20 protein-coding genes are annotated in these 22870 nt (G+C 71.0%); 11 read left to right on the top strand and 9 right to left on the bottom strand.

Annotated elements, in window-relative coordinates; all coding sequences use genetic code 11:
- Positions 1-61: 61 nt before the first annotated feature.
- Positions 62-505, top strand: a complete 444-nt coding sequence (locus tag A4R43_RS13000; protein ID WP_205215318.1) for a hypothetical protein — start codon at positions 62-64, stop codon at positions 503-505.
- Positions 498-833: a hypothetical protein gene (locus A4R43_RS43255; protein WP_205215319.1), complete on the top strand. Its 336-nt coding sequence runs from the start codon at positions 498-500 to the stop codon at positions 831-833. Before A4R43_RS13000 ends, A4R43_RS43255 begins: the two co-directional genes overlap by 8 nt.
- 130 nt (positions 834-963) lie before the next feature.
- Here the strand turns inward: A4R43_RS43255 and A4R43_RS13010 are convergent, their stop codons facing one another.
- Complete coding sequence (locus tag A4R43_RS13010) at positions 964-1944, bottom strand: sigma-70 family RNA polymerase sigma factor (RefSeq protein WP_113692581.1); 981 nt, start codon at positions 1942-1944, stop codon at positions 964-966.
- A 38-nt stretch (positions 1945-1982) separates the two neighbouring features.
- Here A4R43_RS13010 and A4R43_RS13015 point away from each other — a divergent pair, with 38 nt between their 5' ends.
- Entirely contained in the window at positions 1983-2618 is a 636-nt protein-coding gene (locus tag A4R43_RS13015) for a maleylpyruvate isomerase family mycothiol-dependent enzyme (protein ID WP_113692582.1), read from the top strand.
- Here A4R43_RS13015 and A4R43_RS13020 read toward each other — a convergent pair whose 3' ends face one another.
- The 3 genes from A4R43_RS13020 to A4R43_RS13030 are packed head-to-tail and all read right to left on the bottom strand — an operon-like array spanning position 2619 to position 5499.
- Positions 2619-3413 (bottom strand): ABC transporter ATP-binding protein, encoded by a 795-nt coding sequence (locus A4R43_RS13020; RefSeq protein ID WP_113692583.1) that lies wholly within the window; start codon positions 3411-3413, stop codon positions 2619-2621.
- Positions 3410-4459, bottom strand: coding sequence for a FecCD family ABC transporter permease (locus A4R43_RS13025; RefSeq protein WP_113692584.1), 1050 nt, complete (start codon positions 4457-4459; stop codon positions 3410-3412). The genes A4R43_RS13020 and A4R43_RS13025 overlap by 4 nt, the downstream gene beginning before the upstream one ends.
- The gene (locus A4R43_RS13030; RefSeq protein ID WP_113692585.1) at positions 4456-5499 is read right to left on the bottom strand and encodes a FecCD family ABC transporter permease; all 1044 of its coding nucleotides are present in this window, start codon (positions 5497-5499) and stop codon (positions 4456-4458) included. Before A4R43_RS13030 ends, A4R43_RS13025 begins: the two co-directional genes overlap by 4 nt.
- Before the next feature lie 96 nt (positions 5500-5595).
- Between A4R43_RS13030 and A4R43_RS13035 the strand changes: the two genes are divergently transcribed.
- Together A4R43_RS13035 and A4R43_RS13040 are read left to right on the top strand one after the other, a co-directional pair.
- A complete protein-coding gene (locus tag A4R43_RS13035) occupies positions 5596-6573 on the top strand; it encodes an ABC transporter substrate-binding protein (protein WP_205215321.1) in 978 nt (325 codons plus the stop codon).
- A 325-nt stretch (positions 6574-6898) separates the two neighbouring features.
- Positions 6899-8356 (top strand): NF041680 family putative transposase, encoded by a 1458-nt coding sequence (locus tag A4R43_RS13040; RefSeq protein WP_236809205.1) that lies wholly within the window; start codon positions 6899-6901, stop codon positions 8354-8356.
- A gap of 8 nt (positions 8357-8364) precedes the next feature.
- On the opposite strand, the gene A4R43_RS13045 is transcribed toward A4R43_RS13040, so the two are convergent.
- Positions 8365-8844 carry a dihydrofolate reductase gene (locus A4R43_RS13045; RefSeq protein ID WP_113692587.1) on the bottom strand — a complete coding sequence of 160 codons (480 nt, stop codon included), beginning with the start codon at positions 8842-8844 and terminating at the stop codon, positions 8365-8367.
- Positions 8841-9638 (bottom strand): thymidylate synthase, encoded by a 798-nt coding sequence (locus A4R43_RS13050; RefSeq protein WP_113692588.1) that lies wholly within the window; start codon positions 9636-9638, stop codon positions 8841-8843. The genes A4R43_RS13045 and A4R43_RS13050 overlap by 4 nt, the downstream gene beginning before the upstream one ends.
- A gap of 174 nt (positions 9639-9812) precedes the next feature.
- On the opposite strand from A4R43_RS13050, the gene A4R43_RS13055 reads away from it, so the two are divergent.
- Together A4R43_RS13055 and A4R43_RS13060 are read left to right on the top strand one after the other, a co-directional pair.
- Complete coding sequence (locus tag A4R43_RS13055; RefSeq protein WP_113692589.1) at positions 9813-11243, top strand: MFS transporter; 1431 nt, start codon at positions 9813-9815, stop codon at positions 11241-11243.
- Between the two features lie 36 nt (positions 11244-11279).
- A complete protein-coding gene (locus A4R43_RS13060) occupies positions 11280-12950 on the top strand; it encodes a hypothetical protein (protein WP_113692590.1) in 1671 nt (556 codons plus the stop codon).
- 1 nt (position 12951) lies between these two features.
- On the opposite strand, the gene A4R43_RS13065 is transcribed toward A4R43_RS13060, so the two are convergent.
- Both A4R43_RS13065 and A4R43_RS13070 read right to left on the bottom strand, forming a co-directional pair.
- On the bottom strand, positions 12952-14931 hold the full coding sequence (locus tag A4R43_RS13065) for an NB-ARC domain-containing protein (RefSeq protein WP_162788455.1): 1980 nt from the start codon (positions 14929-14931) through the stop codon (positions 12952-12954).
- Positions 14932-15033: 102 nt separating this feature from the next.
- Entirely contained in the window at positions 15034-15762 is a 729-nt protein-coding gene (locus A4R43_RS13070) for a FadR/GntR family transcriptional regulator (RefSeq protein WP_236808956.1), read from the bottom strand.
- 113 nt (positions 15763-15875) lie between these two features.
- On the opposite strand from A4R43_RS13070, the gene A4R43_RS13075 reads away from it, so the two are divergent.
- Genes A4R43_RS13075 through A4R43_RS13090 form a run of 4 tightly spaced genes read left to right on the top strand, consistent with a single transcriptional unit; the run spans position 15876 to position 19127 of the window.
- Positions 15876-16973, top strand: coding sequence for a substrate-binding domain-containing protein (locus tag A4R43_RS13075; RefSeq protein ID WP_113692593.1), 1098 nt, complete (start codon positions 15876-15878; stop codon positions 16971-16973).
- 24 nt (positions 16974-16997) lie between these two features.
- Positions 16998-17975: an ABC transporter permease gene (locus A4R43_RS13080; protein ID WP_113692594.1), complete on the top strand. Its 978-nt coding sequence runs from the start codon at positions 16998-17000 to the stop codon at positions 17973-17975.
- Positions 17975-18739 carry an ATP-binding cassette domain-containing protein gene (locus A4R43_RS13085; RefSeq protein ID WP_236808958.1) on the top strand — a complete coding sequence of 255 codons (765 nt, stop codon included), beginning with the start codon at positions 17975-17977 and terminating at the stop codon, positions 18737-18739. The genes A4R43_RS13080 and A4R43_RS13085 overlap by 1 nt, the downstream gene beginning before the upstream one ends.
- Before the next feature lie 49 nt (positions 18740-18788).
- On the top strand, positions 18789-19127 hold the full coding sequence (locus tag A4R43_RS13090; RefSeq protein WP_236808960.1) for a CU044_2847 family protein: 339 nt from the start codon (positions 18789-18791) through the stop codon (positions 19125-19127).
- Here A4R43_RS13090 and A4R43_RS13095 read toward each other — a convergent pair.
- Positions 19124-22867, bottom strand: coding sequence for a serine protease (locus A4R43_RS13095; RefSeq protein ID WP_113692595.1), 3744 nt, complete (start codon positions 22865-22867; stop codon positions 19124-19126). The two genes, A4R43_RS13090 and A4R43_RS13095, sit on opposite strands and share 4 nt — an antisense overlap.
- Between the last annotated feature and the right edge of the window lie 3 nt (positions 22868-22870).

Raw genomic sequence — 22870 nt, forward strand, 5'->3', positions numbered from 1 at the left:
GTGAGCCGTTTCCCTCCCGATGGGGAGTGCCGGGCGCCGCCCGTTTCCTAGCGTTGCGGGCGTGAGATCTCCCGACGCCCGGCGGTGGCCGGCCTGCGTGCTGGCCGCCCTGTTCCTCGGTTACGCCGTGGGCAAGGCCGCGTTCGCCGTCCAGGACCGCCTCGGCTTCCCCGGCGGGCCACCGGTTTCCGCCGCCGAAAGCTCGGCCTACTTCCTCGACGCCGCGGTGGCGCAGTGGTTCGCCGCCGCCTCCGGTGTGCTCGGCGCGGGCCTGGTCCTGCTCACCGTCGTGCCGACCGGCAGGCGCGTGCCGAGGCCGCTCATGCTGGGCGTGCTGGGCGCGGTGCTGCTCGCCATCGGGTACGGCGCCGGGATCATGGTCGTCGACGGATTCGCCGGTATCGGCGTGGGCTGGCGCTGGTACCACGGCGTGCTCGGCCTCGTCCTGCTCGGCCTGACCGCGGAAACGGTGCGAACCTACGCGGTGCGGACCCGCCGTGCCTGAGCTGACGCGGATCGGCGCGTACGGCGCGGCCGCCTGCGCCACGGCCTACGGGAGCATGAAGCTCGCGCAGGCGCTGGGCGCGAACGCACTGGCGGACAAGGATCCCCTGCCGCCGTCGCTGCGGGACCGGCTGCTGGCCCGCGACCCGCTTTTGGTGGCCAGCCACTGGATCCTGGCGAGCGCGGCGGTGGCCGGGGTGCTCGTCGCGCTGGCCGCGGTGCGGCCGTGGCGGGTCCCGCACCGGCTGCTGGGGGTGCTGGCGTGGATCATCGGCATCGCCATGATCGCCCGGGCGCTGGGGGGCCGCCGGCTTCGGCTTCGCCGGTGACGCACTGGTGCTGACCGGGATCCGCCCGGTCCCGCCGGGTCTCGCGCACACCCTGGCGTGGTGGGACCTGCTGCTGTGGTCGCCTTTCTTCCTCCTGTGGGGCGTGTGCTGGACCCTGACCGGAAGGCGCCTACTCCAGCGACGCGGGTAGTCCGAAGTGGACGAAGTGCTCGGGACCGAGGAACGAGGTGATCGCGGCGATACCGTCCTCGCGCAACGTGAACACGTTGATCGACCAGCTCCGGTACGCGGTGTCGCCGTCGTCGCGCAGGCAGCACGCCACGGCGGGCTGGCCGTTCGCGGTGATCGGCAGGCAGCGCCACTGGCCGCAGCCGGTGATCGGCACCCGGACGGCGAAGGCGGTGACCGCGTCGATCCCGCGGTACCACTCCGGGAGCGGCGGCATGGACCAGGTGACGTCCTCGGTGAGATGCGCGACGAGCCGCTCGACCTCACCGCGTTCCAGCGCGTCGGCGAAGCCCGCGACGCGGGCGCGCACCACCTCGTCGTCCAGTTTCCGCAGCGTCCGCTGCTGGCTTTCGGCCGGGCCCTTCGCCGCGATCGTGCGCCGCGCGCGGGCCAGCGCGGAGTTCACCGCGGTGGCCGAGACGCCCAGCATCCCGGCGATCTCGGCGGTGGCGAAACCGAGGACGTCGAACAGCAGCAACGTGGTCCGCTGGTTGGCGGGCAGGTGCTGCAACGCGGCGGCGAAGGCGAGTTCGGTGGCCTCCCGCTGCTCGTAACGCGCGCCGGGACCCGCCTCGAAATCGCCAGGATAAGGTCCGAGCCAGGCGACGCCCTCCGGCGCGCCGGACGGTCCGAAGTCGACGGGCAGTGCTCGCCTGCCACGGTGTTCGGCGAGGTCGAGGCAGCTCCGGGAAGCCACCGTGTACAGCCAGGTCCGCAGCGAACTGCGGCCCTCGAAACCGGCGAGCCCGCGCCACGCCCGGAGCAGCGTTTCCTGCAGGGCGTCGTCGGCGTCGTGGGCCGAGCCGAGCATCCGGTAGCAGTGCGCGTGCAGCTCACCGCGCATCGGCCGCACGAGCCGGGTGAACGCGCTGTGGTCACCGTCACGCGCCTTCACCAGGTCGTCCGGAAGATCTTCGCCCATGAGCGACGATTCTGCCCCAGCGGCGGCGTCTCACCTGCATGACCAAGAACAAGAACGAGGTGTGGCCGCTCATCCACGCCGAGCGGGCGGCACTGGCCGAAGACCTCGCGCCGTTGAGCGAGGCGCAGTGGGCGACGCCCTTCCTGTGCGACGGGCTGACCGTGCGGGAAGTGCTGGCGCACCTCACCGCGGCGGCGAGCCTGAACGCCGTCCGCTGGCTGGCGGGCGTGATCCGCTGCCGGTTCGACTTCGACCAGCAGGTGGCCATGCGCCTGGCCGAGCAGCTGGGCGCGGACGGCGCCGAAACCCTGGCGAGGTTCCGGAACGTGATCACCAGCCGCACCAAGCCGCCGTTGCCCGTGCTGGCGATGCTCGGCGAGGTGATCGTGCACGGTGAGGACATCCGGCGCCCGCTCGGCAGCCGCCGCGACCACCCGATCGGCACGCTCACCCGGCTGGCCGAGTACTACGCGAGCACCGACCAGGTGGTCGTCGCCAAGGGCCGCATCGAGGGTCTGCGCCTCGAAGCCACCGACGGCCCGTTCACCACGGGTTCCGGCACCCTCGTCTCGGGCAGCACGCTGGCGCTGGTGATGGCGATGACCGGGCGCGGTGCCCACTGCGACGAACTCACCGGCGACGGCGTCGAGGTCCTGCGCCGCCGCGCCGGCTGATCACACCAGGTGCGCGCTGATCGGCACCACCAGCGGGGTGCCGGACACCGGGTCCTGGATCACCCTGGCGGACAGGCCGAACACCTCGTCCAGCAACGGCTCGGTGAGCACGTCGGCCGGGGCGCCCCGCGCGATGACACGCCCCTCGCGCATGGCCACCAGCGTGTCCGCGTACCGGGCCGCCAGGTTCAGGTCGTGCAGCACCATCACCACCGTGGTGCCGCGCTCGGTGTGCAGCCGGTGCACCAGGTCGAGCACGTCGATCTGGTGGGCCAGGTCGAGATAGGTGATCGGCTCGTCGAGCAGCAGCAGATCGGTTTCCTGCGCCAGGGTCATCGAGATCCAGGCGCGCTGGCGCTGCCCGCCGGAGAGGTGGTCCACCGGGCGGTCGGCCAGCTCGGCCATGCCGGTCAGGGTGAGCGCGCGCTCGATGGCGCCCTCGTCGGCCGAGGACCACTGGCGGTACCAGCGCTGGTGCGGGTGGCGGCCGCGGGCGACCAGGTCGGCCACGGTCAGCCCCTCCGGCGCGAGCGGTGACTGCGGCAGCAGGCCGACCACCCGCGCGACCTCCCTGGTCGGCAGGCTGCTGATCTGCTTGCCGTCCAGCAGGACCGTGCCCGACACCGGCCGCAGCAGCCGGGCCAGCGCCCGCAGCAGGGTCGACTTGCCGCAGCCGTTCGGCCCGATGATCGCGGTGATCGTGCCGTCGGGCACGTCGAGGTCCAGGTCGTCGACGACCACGCGGTCGCCGTAGCCGAGGCCCAGCGACTCGGCTCGCAGGCGGATGTCGGTCACGCTCGTGCCTCCCGGCGGCTCCGGACGAACAGGAAGATCAGGTAGGGCGCGCCGAGGATCGCGGTGAGCACGCCGACCGGCAGTTCCGGCAGCAGCAGGCGGGTCACCAGGTCCGCGGACACCGTCAGCAGCGCGCCGAGCACCATCGAGCCGACCAGCGGCGGCTGCGCGGATCGGGTCAGCCGCAGCGCGATCTGCGGCGTGGCCAGCGCGACGAAGGTGATCGGCCCGGCCGCGGAGGTGGCCACCGCGGCCAGCGCCGCGCCGAGCAGCAGGAGCGTGCCGCGGGCCGCGTCCACCCGGATGCCGAGGCCGCGCGCGGTCTCGTCGCCGAACTGCAGCCCGCCGATGGTGTGCCCGCAGACCAGCGCGATCGGCACCAGCACGGCCAGCGCGAGCAGCACCGGGCCGACCGCGTCCCAGCTGGTCTCGGACAGGCTGCCGACGATCCAGGTGACCGCGCGGGCGGCGTCGTTGACGTCACCGACGGTGAGCAGCCAGTACACCGTGTTGTAACCGATGGCGGACAGGCCGATGCCGATCAGCACCATGCGGTAGCCGTCGATGCCGCGCCGCCACGACAGCGCGTAGAGCAGCACCCCGGCGACGATCCCGCCGAGCAGCCCGGCCAGCGGCACCCCGAGCGCGCTCACCGCGCCGCTGACCTGGCCCCGGTAGCCACCGAGCACGATGACCGCGACCGTGGCCGCGCCGGCGCCCCAGGTGATGCCGAGCACGTCCGGGCTGGCCAGCGGGTTGCGCGCGAGCGACTGGAACAGCGCGCCGGACAGCCCCAGCGCGGCGCCGACCAGGATGCCGGTCAGCGTGCGCGGCAGGCGCAGGTCGAAGATGATGCCCTGTTCCCGCGCGGTGCCGCCGCCGAACAACGTCTCGAGCACGTCGGGCACCGCGATGTACGAGCTGCCGAGGCCGATGTTGATCGCGGCGACCAGCACCAGCAGCAGCGCCGCCCCGGCCGCGACGGCGACCGCGCGCGGCCGGACGGTCCAGGCGAGCGGCCCGGCCGCCACCACCTTGCGCGTCATATCCTGGCCAGTCCCTTCCGCCGCACCAGCACGATGAACACCGGCGCGCCCAGGATCGCCAGCAGGATGCCGACCTCGAAGCTGTCGCCGGTGAGCACCCGGCCCAGCACGTCCGCGGCCAGCAGCAGCGCCGCGCCGAGCAGCGCGGAGAACGGCACCAGCCACCGGTAGTCCGGGCCGGTGACCGCCCGCGCCAGGTGCGGCACCACCAGGCCGAGGAAGGCGATCGGGCCGCAGGCCGCGACCGCGGCGCCGACCAGCAGGGTGATCGCCACCACACCGAGCGCGCGCGTGCGCCCGACCCGCTGGCCGAGCGCGGTGGCCACGTCCTCGCCGAGGGCGAGCGTGTTCATGCCCGGCGTGTTGACCACCGCGAGCACCAGGCCCAGCAGCAGGAACGGCAGCACCTGCCCGGTCACCGCGAAGTCGCGCCCGGCGATCGAGCCGACCCGCCAGAACCGGTAGATCTCCATGCCCTGGTCGTTGCCCAGCACCACGGCCGCGATCAGGCCGTACAGCAGCGCGCTCACCGCGGCACCGGCGAGCGCGAGCGTGACCGGCGTGGCGCCGCGCCCGCCCGCCGCACCGAGCAGGAAAACCGCGACGCTGGCGATCATCGCGCCCGCGAAGCCGAACCAGATGTAGCCGTACAGCCCGTTCGCGCCCAGCACGACCACCGCGAAAACCACGCCGAAGGCCGCGCCCTGCGTCACGCCGAGCAGCCCGGGATCGGCCAGCGGGTTGCGCGTGTGGCCCTGCATCAGCGCGCCCGCCGCGCCCAGGGCGAGCCCGGCCAGCACGCCGATCAGCGTGCGCGGCACGCGCAGCGACCGCACGATGATGTCGAGTTCCGTCCCGTTCGGACGGACGAGCGCGGTCCACACCTCACCCAGCGGAATCGTGCGGGTACCGAACATGACGCTGGCCGCGCACAACGCCAGGAGCAGCACCACCAGCACCACGAGGCCGAGCACCCGGCGCTGCCGGCGCTGCCGGCGCCGTCGGGGACCGGCGAGACCGGCCGTGGCCACCACCGTCACCGGCGCTCCTGTCATCTGGGTTACTCCGACTTCCACATCGGACGGACGTCAGCCTAAGGTCCTTTAGGCAAGCCTAACCGCAGGGAGAGTGTCCCCATGACGAGACCTTGGCGAACCGCGCTCGCGCTGTCGGTGACCACACTGCTGGCACTGACCGCGTGCGGGAGCGGTGGCGACGAAGCCACGCCGCAGAACGCGGGCGGCGACGCGGGTTACCCGCGCACCATCGACCACGTGATGGGGGCGACCACACTGGAGAAGCAGCCGAAAACGGTGGCGGCGCTGGACTCCAGCTACGTCGACGCCGCGCTCGCGCTGGAGACGGACGTCGTGGCGTACACGAAGTACCGCAACTACGACACGCTCCCGGACTACCTCGGCGACAGCCGCCGGTACGGCGAGCGGGCCCAGCAGGTCGGCCCGCTGGAGAACCCGGACGTGGAGAAGCTCTACGACATCAAGCCGGATCTGATCGTCTCGGCGAAGGTGCGGCACGAGAAGTTCTACGAGCAGTTCACCAACGTCGCGCCGACCATCTTCAGCCAGACCACCGGCGGTACGTGGAAGGAAAACCTCCGCATGCTCGCCAAGGCGCTGGGCAAGGAGGCCTTGGCGGAGCAGAAGATCGGCGAGTACGAGCAGCGCGCCAAGCGGATCGGTGACGAGATCAAGGCCAAGCTGGGCAAGGATCCCAAGGTGTCGGTGGTCCGGTTCGTCGAGGGCGAGCCGACCGTGCGCCTGTACAGCAGCGCCTCCTATCCCGGCATCGTGATGACCGACGCCGGTCTCGGCAGGCCCGAGGGGCAGCCGGACAACAAGGACAAGATCTCGGTGGACCTCAGCCAGGAGGACATCACCAAGCTGGACGCGGACATGATCTTCGTGTCGGCCTACCAGGACGAGACGAAGAACGCCGAGGACCCGAAGGCGAAGTTCCAGGCGAACCCGCTGTGGGGCACGCTCAAGGGCAAGGTGGTCGACGCCAACGACACCACCTGGTTCACCGCGGTCAGCCTGCAGGGCGCCAACGCCATGCTGACCGACCTGGCAAACCAGTTCGGCGTGACGCCCTGACGGCGTGATCCCGGAGCCTGGCACGCGACACGAATGTGGCTTTCGGGGCGAATTCGGCCCCGAAAGCCACATTCGTGTCCAGGCGGCGCGTTCTCTCCAGTTCGGCGTGACTCCCTGGCAGGCCTGCCCGCGCGTTGCCCAGCTGTCACGAATGTGGCTTTCGAGACGCAGAACGTCTCGAAAGCCACATTCGTGACACCCCCTAGCTTGAGTTTTAACGCCTGAGTGGTCGGCGGTGACCCCTGTTGATCATGAGTGAAGCCCTTGGGTGATCCTTCTTCTTGCGACAGAGGAAGATCGAGACCAAGGGCTTCAGTTGATCAGTGTGCATCACGCCCGTGACGCCGGTGCGTCCGGGGAGCTGTCGGTGTTCCGGCAGGAGTTCTACCGGTGCCTGACCCGGCGGGCGGACGCGTTGTTCGAGTTGGCCGACGCGGTGTTGTGCGCTGACGGGCCGGTGCGGTCGGTCGCGGAGTTATCGCTGGCCGGTGAGCATCGCCGTGGTCATGGCAGTGGCTATGCCGCGCTGGCGCGGGGTCGTGTCGAGGTCAACCGGCTGCGGACCGCGCTGACCAGCGTGTCGCTGCCGCGTGCCGCGGACGGGCGGCTGGTGCTGGCGGTGGATGTGACCTGCTGGCTGCGCCCGGAGGCGCACACGTGTCCGCAGCGGGTCCTGTGTCACACCTACGGCCGCGGCAAGGACCAGCACATGATGGTGCCCGGCTGGCCTTACTCCGTCGTCGTCGCGCTGGAAGCGGGACGGAGTTCGTGGACCGCGCCGCTGGACGCGGTCCGGCTCGCGCCCGGCGACAACGCCGCGAGCGTGACCGCCCGGCAGATCCGGGGCGTGGTGGACCGCTTGACCGCAGCCGGGCACTGGCGGCCGGGAGACCCGCACATCCTGCTGGTCGCCGACGCCGGCTACGACGGTCCCCGCCTGGCCCATGTGCTGGCCGATCTTCCGATCACCGTGCTGGTGCGGATGCGCACCGATCGGGTGCTGCATCGCCCGGTCCCGCCGCAGCCGCCCGGCACGATGGGCAGGCCCCGCCGCCACGGTGACGAGTTCGCTTTCGGCGACCCGAACACCTGGGGCGAGCCTGATGTCGTCACCGACACCACGACCCGGCTCTATGGTCCCGCGCTGATCCGGGCCTGGGATCGGCTGCATCCACGGCTGACCCACCGCATCGCCTGGGCCGGCCACAACGGCGCCCTGCCGATCATCGAGGGCACCGTGATCCGGTTGCAGGTCCAGCGTCTGCCCTCCGGGGCGATCCCGAAACCTGTGTGGCTCTGGCACTCGGGCACCGGCCTGGACCAGGCCGAGGTCGATCTGGCCTGGCAGGCGTTCCTGCGCCGCTTCGACATCGAGCACACCTTCCGCATGCTCAAGCAAACCCTCGGCTGGACCACCCCGAAACTCCGCTCACCCGAGGCCGCCGACCGCTGGACCTGGCTGCTGATCACCGCCTACACCCAACTCCGCCTCACCCGCGACCTCACCGCCGACCTGCGCCGCCCCTGGGAGAAACCCCGACCAGCCCAGCGGCTCACCCCGGCCAGAGTCCGCCGAGGGTTTCGGAACCTGCGCCCACAACTCACCTGTCCCGCCGGTGTCCCGAAACCCTCACGGCCCGGCCCCGGACGCTCCGCCGGAACACCCAATCACCGACCCGCACCACGCCACGACGTCCACACCGTCACCAGCACGAACACCCGAAAACCCAAGCACAGCAAGAACACCAAAACGAGCACACCTCGACCACGACGAACAGGTTAAAACTCAAGCTAGTCCGGCTGTGCGCCGGTTCCGGTCCAGGTGAGGAAGCGGTAGTGCAGGCCACTCGCCGACTCCTGCCACTCCCCGGCCGAATCCGGCGCGCGCCCGACCTCGGGCGCGTGCGTGTCGCCGTCAAATGACTCCCGGATCTCGGTGACCACGATCCGGTCCGCATACGGCAGCGCCGCCCGGTAGACCGCCGCGCCGCCGATCACCCAGGCGTCCCCGGACACCGCGGCGAGCGCCGCGGGCAGGTCCGCGAAGGTCTCCACGCCTTCCTGCGGCGTGCGTGACAGCACGAGGTTGCGCCTGCCCGGCAGCGGCCGGAACCGCGGCGGCAGCGACTCCCACGTGCGGCGGCCCATCAGCACGGTCGCGCCCGCGGTCAGCGTGCGGAAGTGCTTGAGGTCCTCCGGCAGGTGCCACGGCAGCGTGCCGTCGCGGCCGATGACACCGTTCGCCGCCTGCGCCCAGACCAGCCCGATCACACCGCCACCGGTGCCTTGATGCCGGGATGCGGGTCGTAGCCCTCGACCTCGATGTGCTCGTAGCTGTAGTCGAACAGGCTGTCCGCCGGCTTCAGGCGCAGCGTCGGGAAGGCACGCGCCTCGCGGGCGAGTTGCGTGCGGACCTGCTCCTCGTGGTTGTCGTAGATGTGGCAGTCGCCACCGGTCCAGATGAAGTCGCCCACTCCGAGCCCCACCTGCTCGGCGAGCATGTGCGTGAGCAGCGCATAGCTGGCGATGTTGAACGGCACGCCGAGGAACAGGTCGGCGCTGCGCTGGTACAGCTGGCACGACAGCAGGCCGTCGGCGACGTAGAACTGGAAGAACGCGTGACACGGCGGCAGCGCCATGCGCGGGATGTCGGCCACGTTCCACGCGGAGACGATGATCCGCCGGGAGTCGGGGTTTTCGCGCAGCGTGCGCAGCACTTCGCTGATCTGGTCGACGTGCCCGCCGTCCGGGGTCGGCCACGAGCGCCACTGCACGCCGTAGACCGGGCCGAGATCGCCGTCCGGCGCGGCCCATTCGTCCCAGATCGTGACTCCGTGGTCCCGCAGCCAGGTCACGTTCGCGTCGCCGCGCAGGAACCACAGCAGCTCGTAGGCGACCGAGCGGAAGTGCACCTTCTTCGTGGTGACCAGCGGGAAACCGTCGGCCAGCCGGTACCGCAGCTGGTGCCCGAAGATCGACCGCGTGCCGGTGCCGGTGCGGTCGTCCTTGCGTGCCCCGTGGTCCAGCACGTGGCGGAGGAGGTCTTCGTACTGCGTGTCCGGCATGGCCGCGAGCCTAACCGCCGCCGCGGTCGGCTCTGGACAGCGCACCTGGTTTGCGTGTCGCGCAAAGACTCCTTGCCAAAGTTGCGTGGCGAGGCAGGTGTCTTGATTCCTAGCGTCGGGGCCATGTCCTCGAATGTTCTTCCCACTCCGGCACGCCGTGGCCTGCTCGCGGTCATGTGCGCCTGCGTTGTGCTGGTGGTCGGCATGGTCGCCGCGATCAATCTGGCCGTGCCGCTGCTGGCCGCGAGTGCCCTGCACCCGTCGGCGTCCGCGCTGGTCTGGATCGTCGACACCTACGTGATCTTCTTCGCCTGCCTGGTGATTCCCGGCGGCGCGGCCGGTGACCGCTTCGGGCGCAAGGGCGTGCTGCTCACCGGCCTGGTGCTGTTCGCCGCGGGCGCGCTGCTGTCCGCGACCGCGCCCGACGTGGTCGTGCTGCTCGCCGGGCGCGCGCTCACCGGCATCGGCGCGGCGGCCGTGCTGCCCAACACGCTGGCCGTCCTCCTGCACGCGGTGCCTGCCGAGCGGAAAGGGGCGACCATCGCGACCTGGGCGTCGATGACCGGCATCGGCGGTGTCGCGGGCAACGTCGGCGGTGGCGCGATCATGTCCGGCGGTTCGTGGCGGTGGCTGTTCGCCGCCGCCGTGCCGCTCGCGCTGGGGCTCGCCGCGCTCACCGGCCGGATCGCGCCGGTGTCGTCCCGGCACGACCGCCGCCTCGACCCGCTGGGCGCGCTGCTGTTCGTCGGCGCGTCGGTCGCCCTGCTGATCGGCATCGTGCAGGGCCCGGAGGCGGGCTGGGGCAGCACGATCGTGGTGGCCGGATTCGCCGGTTCCGCCGTGTTGTTCACCGCGTGGACCTTCGTCGAACTGAAGACCGAGCACCCGCTGCTCGATCCGCGGCTGTTCCGCGTCGCCGGGCTGCGCAGCGCGTGCCTCGGCATGACCACGGTGTTCTTCGGCATGTTCGCGCTGTTCTACGTCAACGCGTCGTTCCTGCAGTACGGCAAGGGGTTCGGCGTGCTGGAGACCGGTCTCGGGATCATCCCGCTGACCGTGCCCCTCATTCTCGGCGGGCGGTACGCCGGGCAGGTGGCGCGGCGCATCGGCCTCGACGCCACCCTGGCGCTCGCCTTCACCTCCGTCGGCGGCGGCCTGCTCGGACTGTCCACAAGCGACACGCAGACGCCGTACGTCACCTACGCGGCGTGGCTGGTGGTGACCGGGATCGGCGTGACGCTGGCGCTGCCCACGCTGTCCGGGGTCATCGCGGGTTCGCTGCCGCCGTCCCAGACCGGCGTCGGCACCGGGCTGCAGGCCACCACCCGCGAATTCGGCAGCGCGCTCGGGGTCGCCGTCATCGGCACGGTGCTCACCGCCCGGTTCACCGCCGAACTGCCGCCGGACGTCCACGCCCACACCGTGGCGCAGGCCCTCACCTCGGCGCCGGACCGCACGCACGACGTCGTCACCGCCTTCGTCGCGGGCACGGGCTCCGGGCTGCGTGTGATCGGCGTCGCAGTCCTGGTCCTGGGCGGGCTCGTCGTGCTGCAGTCCCTGCTGTCCCGGCGCGCCCACCACCCGGCCACCGCGGGGCGCGGGTAGTGTGCGGGAAGATCGTCAGCACGCAGGAGCAACCAGGTGTCAGCCAGCCAGTGGGCCAAGGTCCCGTTCGGGCCGGAGAGCCACCTCTGGAACACCACGCGGGCCGAGCGGACCGTGCTGATCGTGGTGCACACCGTCACCGCGCTGAACCGGCTGCACGACCTGCTCACCGTCTTCGACTCCGACCGGCGGGTGCAACTGGCCTGCACGATCCCCGGCGCCTCCGCCGCCGAGGCCGGGGTCGAGCGGGAACTGGCCGAACTCGGCGCCGTCGTGCTGCCGTGGGACCAGGCACGGGCCACCGAATTCGATCTCGCCATTTCGGTACACAATAGTGGGAACCTGCACGACATTCCGGCGCCACTGGCGGTGCTTTCCCATGGAATTGGGTACACTAAATTCGCGGAAACCGGAAACCGGAAACCGGAAACCGGAAACCGGAAACCGGAAACCGGAAACCGCTCCGTCTACGGCCTGTCCCCCGCCTCGCTGGTCCGCAACGGTTCCGTGGCGCCCGCTGCGATCGTGCTGGCCCACGAGCAGGAGAAAGCCCGTCTCGCCCAGGCCGTGCCCGCCGCGGTGCCCAGGGCGGTCGTCGGCGGTGATCCCTGCTTCGACCGGCTGGTCGTCAGCGAACCCGCCCGCAGGTCCTATCGCCGAGCACTGGGCGCAAGCGACAAAACCACCGTCGTCCTGGTCTCCTCCACCTGGGGGCCGAGATCGTTGTACGGCAGGCATCCCGGCCTGATCGCCCGCCTGCTCGCCGAACTCGACCTCGGCGACCACCTCGTGGCCGCCGCGCTGCACCCCAACCTCTGGTACGCCCACAGCCCGGCCCAGGTCCGGCTCTGGCTCGCCGACTGCCTGCGAGCCGGGCTCCACCTCGTCCCGCCGGTCCAGGGCTGGCAGCAGGCCCTGCTCGCCGCCGACGTGGTCATCGGCGACCACGGCGCCGTCACCGGATACGCCGCCGCCCTCGGCAAGCCCACCCTGCTGGCGTCCTTTCCCGAGGCCGACGTCGTCGCGGAGTCGGCGATCGGCGCCCTCGGCCGGACCACCCCGCGGCTCGACCCGCACCAGCCGCTCGCCCCTCAGCTCCGCGCCGCGAAACCGCCTGACCGCAACGAGGTACGCCCGCTGGTGACCTCACTGCCCGGCGCGTCGGCGCGGCAGCTCCGGCAGGTCTTCTACGGCCTGATGCGCCAGCCGGAGCCGGACTTCGCCGCCGTCGTGTCCCCGTACCGGGCCGAGGACCTTGTCCCGCTGCACCAGGAAGTCCGCGCCTGGCGAGCACGCGCGGAACCGGCCGGAGCGCGAGCCGTGGTGCTGAACCGCTGGCCCGCCGACGTGCGCTCACCCCACGGCGGCCCGCCGGAACCGCTGGAGACCGACCTCGTGGTCGCCTACGACCACCCCCGCCGCGATCTGTACGGACTGGCGGCGGCCGTCCTCACGAACCCGGACGGTCCCGCCGCCGAGGCGATCTTCGCCGACCGTCCCGCCTGCCGTCTCGTGGTGGACCTCCGGGACGACCACTGCCTGGTCACCACCCGCGACGGGCGCACCGCGACGATCCACGCCGACCAGCCGGAACTGACCGAAACGGCCGCCACCGCTCTGCTGCCCTGGCTTGACACCGGCCGCGAGCTGCCCGCCGGATTCGAAGTGCGGCTCGGCCCGCGGACCGTGCGGCTGATCATCGGCTGATTCAGCCGAGGTCGATCTCTTCCGCCCGTGGATCACCGACTTCGGCGTACAACGCACGCGCCTGTTCCAGTGCCTCACGAGCGGCCTGGGGATCCGGGTGCCGACTGCCCATGCCGTGCCATGCCTCGGCTTGACGCCGCTTGAGCCCGTCCGCACGGAACAACTCGGCCGCCGTCCGATAGGCCTCGGCACCGGCGAGCGCGTCCTCGGCGGCCTCGCCGAGCACCATCTGGCATTTGGCGGTGTTTTCCCGCTCCCCCGCCGTCGCGTCGAAGAATTCCAGCGCACGCCGCACGGAAGCAACAGCCGCCGCATCGTTCCCTTCGCCCAGATACGCCCGCGCGTGCTGCAGATGCAGCAAAGCCCGCATGCGCACCGCTTGGCCGGGTGGGATGTTGGCGCCCGCTTCGTCGACCATCCGCTCGGATTCGTCGTAGCGCCGGTGCGCGTCGGCGTATTTCCGCTGCTTGGCGTCCACCTTGCCAAGCCATTCCGTGTTCGACTGCATGCCCATGTGGTGCCGCAGGCGCAGCGCGACGGCCAGCGAAGCCTCGAAATCGGCACGGGCCTTTTCCCCATCACCGACTTCCATCCACGCGGCACCGCGCTGGTTCGCCAGCTGCATGAAGCCCGCTTCGCTGTCCAACTCCGCCGCCTCGATGCCGATCCGGTGGGTTTCCAGCCAGGCCGTGGTGTACCCGTGCATGTGCAGGAACTTGAACAACGCCACGCAAAGCTGCCAGGCGACGTCGTTCCGACTGGCATTGACCGCCTCGGCCACACAGGCCGCGACACTTCGCCATTCGTTCTCGAACCACGCCAGCGCCTCGTCCCGCGTGGGCACAGGCCTGCCGGAATTCTCCACTTCCGCGAAAACGTCACCGATCCGCCAGCGCCCGGAAAGCGCCAGATCACGACGCGCGGCTTCGGCCAGGTACCACGTGACGACCCGCTCGAGGATTTCGGCGCGGTCCTCGGTTTCCTCCTGCAGTTTCGCGTGTTCGCGAACCAGCGCGTGGAAGAAGTAGCGACCACGGGCGTCGTCGTAGTACAGCAGGGACGCGTCGACCAGTTCGTCCAGCATTTCCGTGACATCGCCACCGCAGGCGACCTCGGCCGCTTCCGCCGTGAAATCGGGGCCGGGCAGCAAGGCCACCCGGCGGAACACGCGCGCGAATTCGGTCGTCAGCCCGTCGTAGGCCAGCTTGATCGAGGACGCCACCGGCTGCGTCACGTCCAGTTCCAGCAACGCCGCCCGGGACTGGCGGATCCGGTTGACCAGCGGTTCGGCCACCCGCGCGCGGCCGAGCAGATGCGCCGCCACCAGGCGGATCAGCAGCGGATGCCCGCCACACAGCTCCCCCAGTTCGTCCAGCAGCGCGTCGTCGATCTCCGCCGCCGTCGGGCCGAGGCTGGCGAGCAGCAGTTCGCGTGCTTCCGGCGCGGGCAGCTGCGGCAACTGCACGAGCATGAAGTTGCTCGCGGCGAGCCTGCGCAACGCGCGGCGGCTGGTCACCAGCACCACCGCCGACGGCGCCGCCTTGGGGATCAGGGGTTCGACCTGCGCGACATCGACGACGTCCTTGAGCAGCAAGACAAACCGGCGGCCCGCCGAGAGCAGCTGGTAGGCCTGCGCCAGATCGGCGTCTTTGCTGGGCAGTTCCCGCTCGGGCACCTCGAGGCCCCGCAGCACCTGGCGCAGCAGGTCCTCCAGCGGCAGCGCCTCGCCATCCGCGGTCGCGGCCTGGACCTCAAGGTAGGGGCAGTCGCCCTCGGCGCGGCGGTAGTCCTCGTACACCTCCGCCGCGAGGCTGTAGCTTCCCAGGCCGGCACTGGCGTGCACGCAGACGAGCCCGGGCAGGTCCAGCTCACGTCGGCTCGCGAGGTACCGGCCGATCGTTCCCCGCTGCTCGGCCCGGTCCAGGAACGGCACGGCCCGCCGCGGCCCGGCTCCCATCACCACCACAGCCCCCTCACGCACGATTCGCGGTCACGCCCACCGTAGCGATCAGAACACCACGTGTCATGGGAACGCGGATCGCGCGCCCCGCCCGATCCGGTGATCGGTTCGCCCCTGGCCCGGTCAGCTCATCCGGTTGACCGCGCTGGTGGTGGTCTCGATCAGCCGCCGCATGGCTCGGTGGGCGGCGACCGGGCGGTGCCCGCGGACGGCGGCCAGCACGGCGTGGTGCAGCGGCAGCGTGGCCGCCACCCCGCCGGGGGCGTGCGAGCTGGCCGCCAGCCCGTGCCGCAGGCTGGTTTCCAGCAGCCTGCCCAGCTGCTCGATCAGCTGGTTCCCGCTGGCCCGCAACAGGGTCAGGTGGAACGCCAGGTCGGCGTCCACAAAGGACTGTTCGTGCTCCGGCAGGCGTGGCGCGAACTCCGCCATGCCGGCGTAGGCGTTCTCCAGGGTGGCGATCTGCTCGGCGGTGGCGCGCTCGGCGGCCAGCTGCGCGGCGCCCGGCTCGACCATCAGGCGCAGCTCCAGCAGGTCGTCGAGGAACTCCGGCGCGGCCACCTGGCCGTGCCAGTCGATCACCTCGCGGTCCATCAGGTTCCACTCGTGACGCGGCCGCACGCGCGTGCCCAGCCGCGGCCGCGCGTCCACCAATCCCTTGGCGGCCAAGGCTTTGACCGCCTCCCGCACGCCACCGCGGCTGACCTTCAGCTGCGCGGCCAGCTCGGCCTCGTTCGGCAGCCTGCTCCCGTAGGACAGCTCTCCGGAGACGATGCGCCGCCCGATCCACTCCACCACCTGGCCGTGCATGGTCCGGTGCCTGCCGAGCGGACCCGCTGAACTGCTGCTCTCCACCACCGGATCATCGGCGGCGCCCCGGCCGAAGTCAAACCGGGCGCCCTTGACTTCCGTACCCCAATCATCCAATGATTCAAGCATTGCCGCCGAGACGGATGCGGGGTCGAACGATGGGGTTCGCGAAGTCCGACAGCACCACGTCCCGCAGAGCCGCACTGGGCTATCTCGGCGCGGGCGGCGGAGTCCTCGCCGCGAGCGCGCTGCTGTCCGCGTGCACCGGCGTCCAGGAGGGCCAGCGGAGCACGGGCACCTTCCCGGACACCCCCGACTGGCGGTTCGTGTTCGTCAACCACGTCACCACGAACTCCTTCTTCGTGCCGACCCGCACCGGCCTCGCCGACGCCGCCGCGCTGCTCGGCATCCCCGAACCGCAGTGGACCGGTTCGGAGAACGGCAACGTCGCGCAGATGGCCAGCGCGATGGAAACCGCGCTCAACGGCAAGGCCGACGGCATCGCGATCTCGCTGACCGACAACAACGCCTTCGTCGAGCTGACCAAGCGCGCGCTGGCCGCCGGGATCCCGGTGCTCGCCTACAACGCGAACGCGGCGGGCAACCACCCGCTCGCCTACGTCGGCCAGGACCTCTACCTGTCCGGGTTCAAGATGGGCCAGCGGATCGCCGAGAAGGTGACCTCCGGTGAGATCCTGGTCGGCATTTCCCAGCCGGGCGGCAACAACGTGCAGCCGCGGCTCGACGGCATCGTCGACGCGCTCAAGCAGGCCGCCCCCGGCGTGACCGTGCGCTCGGTCAACACCGGCGCCGAGCAGGCCGGCGAACTCAACGCGATGACCGCCGCCTACACCGGAAACCCCGGCGTCCAGGGCATCTACGCCGTCGACGCGGGCAGCACCGCGGCCTGCGCGAGCCTGATCACCGACCGCGGGCTGACCGGCCGCGTCGGCGGCGGCGGGTTCGACCTGCTCGACGAAACCGTGCAGGGCGTGGCGTCCGGCGCGCTGGACTTCACCATCGACCAGTCCCCGTACCTGCAGGGCTTCCTGTCCGTGCTCTACCTCTACCTGTACCGGCTGTCCGGCACGCTGGTCGCGCCACCGGTCACCGACACCGGGCTGACCTTCGTCACCAAGGAGAACGCCGGCCCGTACGCCACCGCGGGCAGCAAGTTCCAGGGCGGGCCGAACAACACGCTGGTCCCGATGCCACCGTCGATCCCGCTGCCGCCGCCGTCGGCGCTGACCCGCTGAGCCAGCCGCGAGGAAGGGCCACCGATGCCGGACTCCGGGCGCTCCGCCCTGCTCGGCCTGCTGCGGATCAGGGAACTGAGCATCCTCCTGGTCACCGTCGCCGCCGCGGGTTACTTCACCGCCACCAGCGACGCGTTCAACTCCGCGGAGAACTACCAGACGATCGCGCAGTACGTGGCGCCGTGGGCGATCATCGCCACCGGCCAGGTGATGCTGCTGATCTGCGGCGAAATCGACCTGTCCGCGGGGTTCGTGTTCACGCTCGCGCCGTTCACGCTGATGCTGTTCTCGGTCAACGGCGCGCCGCTGTGGCTGGCTTTGGTCGGCGCGGTGCTGGTGAGCACGCTGATCGGCGTGGTCAACGGGCTGATCCGGACCGTGCTCGGCATTCCGTCGTTCATCACCACGCTGGGCATGGCCTTCCTGCTCCAGGGCCTGGTGCTGATCATCTCCGACGCCCGCCCGGTCGGCGCGCCGTCGGAGGGCTGGCTGGTCGGGGTGTTCGGCGGGGCGCGCTGGTCGGAGTTCGCCTGGGCGGTGGTGATCGTGGCGCTCGGGCAGCTGCTGCTGTCGGCGACCCGGTTCGGCATCCACACCAGGGCCACCGGCGGGAACCCGGTCGGGGCGGCGGAGTCCGGGATACCGGTCAACCGCGTGAAGATCGTCAACTTCGCGCTCACCAGCACGCTGGCCGGGCTGGCCGGCATCCTGCAGGGCACCAGGGTCGGTTCCTACGACCCGACGAACGGCGGCTTCACCATGATGTTCTTCGCGGTCGCGTCGGCGGTCATCGGCGGCACCGCGCTGCTCGGCGGGTCGGGCACGGTGGTCGGCGCGTTCCTCGGGGCGCTGCTGCTGGGCATCGTGTTCGACGGGTTCAACCTCACCGGGGTCAGCGCGAACGCGTTCAACGTGGTGCTGGGCGCGGCGATCCTGCTCGCCATGGTGCTCAACGTTTCGCTGTCGCTGCTGCGCAAACGCCTCGCCGCGAGGGAGTTGTGATGGACGGTGTGATGGATGATGCCCTGCTCCGGGCCGAGCACGTGAGCAAGCGGTTCGGCCCGGTCAGCGCGCTCACCGACGTCAACCTGCACGTGCGCCGGGGCGAGATCCTCGGGCTGATCGGGGACAACGGGGCGGGCAAGTCCACCCTGATCAAGATCCTCACCGGCTACCACCAGCCCGACGGCGGGCGCCTGCTCGTCGACGGCGAGCCGGTCACGCTGAAGTCGGTGGTGCACGCGCGTTCGCTCGGCATCGAAACGGTGTTCCAGGACCTCGCCATGGTCAACGACCTGCCGGTGTACCTGAACCTGCACCTGAACAAGGAGCTGGTGCACCGGCCGCTGCCGTTCCTGCGGCGCCGGGAGATGCGGCGGCGTGCCAGGGAGGCGCTCGACTCGATCGGCATCGACATCCCGTCGGTGACCGCCGAGGTCGGCCTGCTCTCCGGCGGCCAGCGGCAGGCGATCGCGGTGGCGCGGTCGGTGTACTCCAACGCGAAACTGCTGCTGCTCGACGAACCGCTGGCCGCGATGGGCGCCAAGGAAAGCGGGCTGATCCTGCGGTTGCTGGCGGAACTGAAGCAACGCGGGGACCTCGCGATCATTCTCATCGCGCACAACTACGCGCAGGTCGTCGACGTGTGCGACCGGGTGAACCTGCTGCAGCACGGGAAAATCACCTTCGACCGGGCCGCCGCGGACACCTCGGTGGCGGAACTGCTGGAACTCGTGCACGCCGAATACCGCCTGCCGCCGAACTAGGCCGGACTAGACTGCCGTGGACCAAGCGCGACGAGATGGGGGACCACGGGTGGAGCACGAGAACGAGCACGAACGTTCGGCGTACCTGCCGGTCGAGATGGCCGGTCAGCAGATTTTCCTCGAAGCGCGCCAGGTCGGCGACAACGAAGAGGAGGAAGTCGCCTCCCGGGCCTTCGCGTTCCCCGAATTCACCGCGTCGCTGACCGCCGTGACGCAGTCGGTCACCGATGCCGTGCTCAACGGCTTCGAGAAGGCCAAGCCCGGCAAGGTCACCGTGGAGTTCGGCTGTGAGGTCGGCGTGGAGAGCGGGAAACTGACCGCGATCCTGGTCAAGGGCACCGGAAAGGCGAACATCAAGGTCACCATGGAGTGGAGCCCGCCGAGCTAGCGCACGCGCCGCAGCGACTTCTCCGCCCGGCGCCGGACCGGCTTCGGCACGCGCGTGTCCTCGGCGAGCGCTTCCAGCGCGGCCCCGCCCTTCGCCGAATCCAGCCGTGCCAGCGATTCCGCGGCCGCCACCCGGTCCTCCGGCGCCAGCTCGCGGTCCTCCGCCCGCGACTGGTACTGCTTCAGCTGCTGGCGGCGGCTGAGTCTCGGCTCCTGGCCGGCCTTTTCGAGTTCGGCGCGCTCAGACGGAGTCAGTTGCGCCAAGGCTCGGTCACGCAGGTCCGCCGGGACGGACCGGTCCGCGACGAAGCGCTTGTACAGCCGCCGCGCCTCGGCGGGTTCCACCGAACGCAACGCGGCCAGCGCGTCGAGCTTGGGCCCGCCCGTGTAGTGCTCGGCCGCCGAGCGGATCAGGCCCGTGCCCAGCGCCCGGTCGAACGGCAGCACCTCCTTCCCCAACCGCAACCGATCGGCCACCGGCACCAGCGTGCCCCTGGCGAGTTCGACCAGTGCGGCGCCGCCCAGTTCACGGTCGTGGCCGTGGAGCTGCCTGGCCGCGGTGAACCTGGTGGCAAAGTCGAGCAGCGGGTCCGCGACCAGGTCCCACAGCAGCGGGGTGCCGCGATCGAAGTCCTCGTCCGCGACCATGCCCGCCGCCTCCAGCCGCACCGGGGTCGCCACGCTCGCCCGCGCCAGCCGCTCCAACGCCGCGATGCCTTCGGCCGGCGCGAACTCCAGCACGGTCTGCGCGGCCTGCAGGCGTACGACGGCGTTTGACTGCTCGTCCTCGGAGAGCCGGACCAGGACACGCGCCGTACCAGCCGGATCGATCGGACCGGTGATCAGGGCCAGGTCCAGGCGTTCGTCCCCGACCGTCGGATCGGCGACCAGCCGCATCCGCAGTTCGTGGCCTTCGGCCGGGCTCACTTCGGCCAGCTTCGCCGCGGCCTCCAGTCGTTTCCGCACGCTCATCGCCGGATCGAGCGCGAGCTTCACCAGGAGTTCGCCGCCGCCAGCCTGTCCCCAGGCCGCCAGCTTCCCGGCCGCCTCGATCCGGATGCGCTCGTCGATGGCCGGGTCCACCGCCAGCCCGGACAGGACCGGGAAACTGGCCCCGGCACCGCAGTCCTCCATGGCCACCGCCGCAGCCAGGCGTTCGGCGGCGGCCACTCGATGGTCGCGCGCCAGTCCGGTCAGTGCGGTCAGCCCGCGCGCCGCGTCGAGCGCGCTGATCATGCGCGCGGCCTTCAACCGCATCCTGGCGTCACGCCAGCCGGCCACGGCCCCGCTCAGGAGGTCCAGTCCCGTCGCCCAGTCCAGCCCCACGACCGCGTGCGCCGCTTCCAGTCCCAGATCGGTGTCCGGCAGGTCTTCGGCGAGATCGGCCAGCGCCCGCACGCCGTGTGCGGCGTCCGCCTCGACCAGTGCGCGGGAGGCCAGCAGGCGGTCGGCACCGGTCAGCCGCCGATCATCGCTGAGCCCCGCCAGCACTGACAATCCGGTCTCCCGGCGCAGGCCGAGGAGGAGAAGGCCGGCTTTCAGCCGGCGCTGGAAGGTGGCCCGCGACTGGCTCAGCGTCCGGAAGACCTCGGCCGCGTGAGCTTCGTCGAGACAACGCAGCGCCTCGGCCGCGGCCAGCCATTCGGCGTGCGTGATGCTCTCGTCGCCGACCTGCGCCACCAGCACCTGCCGCAGTTGCCGCTCCACCCTGTCCGGCAGCCGCACACCCTGGCGTTCCAGTTCCAGCACAAAACCGAGGTTCGTGCGGCGGTGACGGCGCTTGAGCAGCCGAAGCAGCGCCCGGCTCACCTCCACCTCTTCTTGGATGAGCCGGGCCACCAGGAACAGGCGGACTTCCAGGTCCGGTGACCGCCACGCATCCCGCGGCGCCAGTTCTTTCAGTGCCGCGGCGCCGTATTCGGCGAGGTGGCAGGCAGCCAGGTACTCCTCCATGGTCTGGTGCAGGAACGTGAACCCCGCCGGTTTCTCCACCACCAGGCCACAACTGCGCAGGACCTCGCGGAGCACGTTGATCCACTCGCCGGCGGGCACGCTCTCCGGCCGGCGCACTCCCCGGTCCGCGAACACCACGGCGGCCCGTTCCGGCAGCGGACCGGTCACACCATCGAGGTTTTCGTGCGCGAGCTGCGACAGCACGGCGTGCAACTGCGCCAGCAGGTCTTCGGCGGTCTGCTCGGCCCGGCGCGTACCACGGCCGATCCAGTGGCTCACCATTTCGTAGACCCCGGCGACCCCGCGACGGCGGGCCAGCAACGCGACGAACCGGTCGTACAACTCCGCCCTGCTGACCGGGATGTCCTGGTCCGGGTCCTGCGCGTGCAGTACGCACATCATCGTCGCGGTCAGCGGAACGGCGGCCAGTTCGGCGAGTTTCGACCGGTGGATGCGGTCGACGAACCGCGCCGCCGCGGGTTCCGGATCATCGACGCCGAGTTCGGCGAACCAGGTCCTGGCGAACTCGCGGAACTGCGGCTCGTCGAACGGGCTGATCGAGAAGTACGGGTACTTCCCGTTGCTCGAGCCCCGCTGCAGATCAGGGGCGGACAACGGCCGCGAGGTCACCAGGAACCGGTGGCCCCGCGCGCGATACCCGTCGATCCGGGTCAGCGCTATCGACCGCTGCTGCAGGTCCAGCACCTCGTCGACGCCGTCCACCAGCAGCAGCCACGGCACGCCGGGCAACGGCGGTTCGCTGAACAACTTCGCCAGCGTCGCCCGGTCGAGATCGACGTCGAGCATGCTCGTGACGCCCTCGGCCAGTTGGTCCGGCAGCCCGCCCGGCGCCAGCAAAGCCGCCGCGGGCAGCGGAACCGGGACGAACGCGCCGGACGACCCGGCCAGCCAGCGGTTCGCCTCGGCCGCGGTCAGGTGACGAACGAGGCTGGACTTCCCCGCGCCGGGACCACCGAGGACCTGCACGTCGAGCCGTTCACGCACCAGGTCGTCGGCGAAGGCGCGCTGGTCTGTGCCGTCGCTCGCGTGCTGGCGGAGATAGACCCTCGACAGTGGCGGGGTCGCGTCGAGCACGGCGGCGTACGGGTGCTCGTCACCGGCAGCGGCCGCCGCCCGCAGGTAGCGGCGCATCAGCGGCCCCGGATAGGCCACGCCGAGCGCGGTGAGCTGGTCGTCGTCCAGAAGCTCCAGCCAGCGCACGGAAAGCCCGCGCAGGAACGGGTAGCATTCGAAGACGGTGCGCGCCGGCACCAGGCGCGCGGTGTCGCCGTGCCTGGTGTCGCGCAGGCGCACCACCCCGCACACCGCGCCGGTCCGCCAGTTGAGCACCGGCCCGCCACTGTTGCCCGGCCGCACCCGGCCCCGCGCGGTTTTCAGCAGGATCGTGCCGTCGTCACGTTCGGAAAAGCCTTCCAGCTCCAGCAACGCCGAATCCCCGGCACGGTAGCTGTCGTCCGGATAGCCGTAGGTCCAGAGCTGGTCACCGGCTTCGGCGGGCTCGCCCAGTTGCACCGGCACCGGCTGGTGCGTGTCCAGTGCTCGCAGCAGCACCAGATCCACCGTGCCGGGCAGGTAGGTACCGGGCAGCACCTCGAACCGCTGCCCGGCCGCCGCGGTCACCGGGGACTCCGGAGCATCCAGCACATGGGCGCTGGTGAGCACCAGGTCGGGTGCGACGAAGAACCCGGTGCCCACCTTCTTCCCGGACACCAGCGGAACCGTGGCGGCACGCAGCGCTTCTTCCAGCGGGGCGCGACTGCCGTGCATGCC

This window comes from Amycolatopsis albispora, from assembly GCF_003312875.1.
Lineage (GTDB): Bacteria > Actinomycetota > Actinomycetes > Mycobacteriales > Pseudonocardiaceae > Amycolatopsis > Amycolatopsis albispora.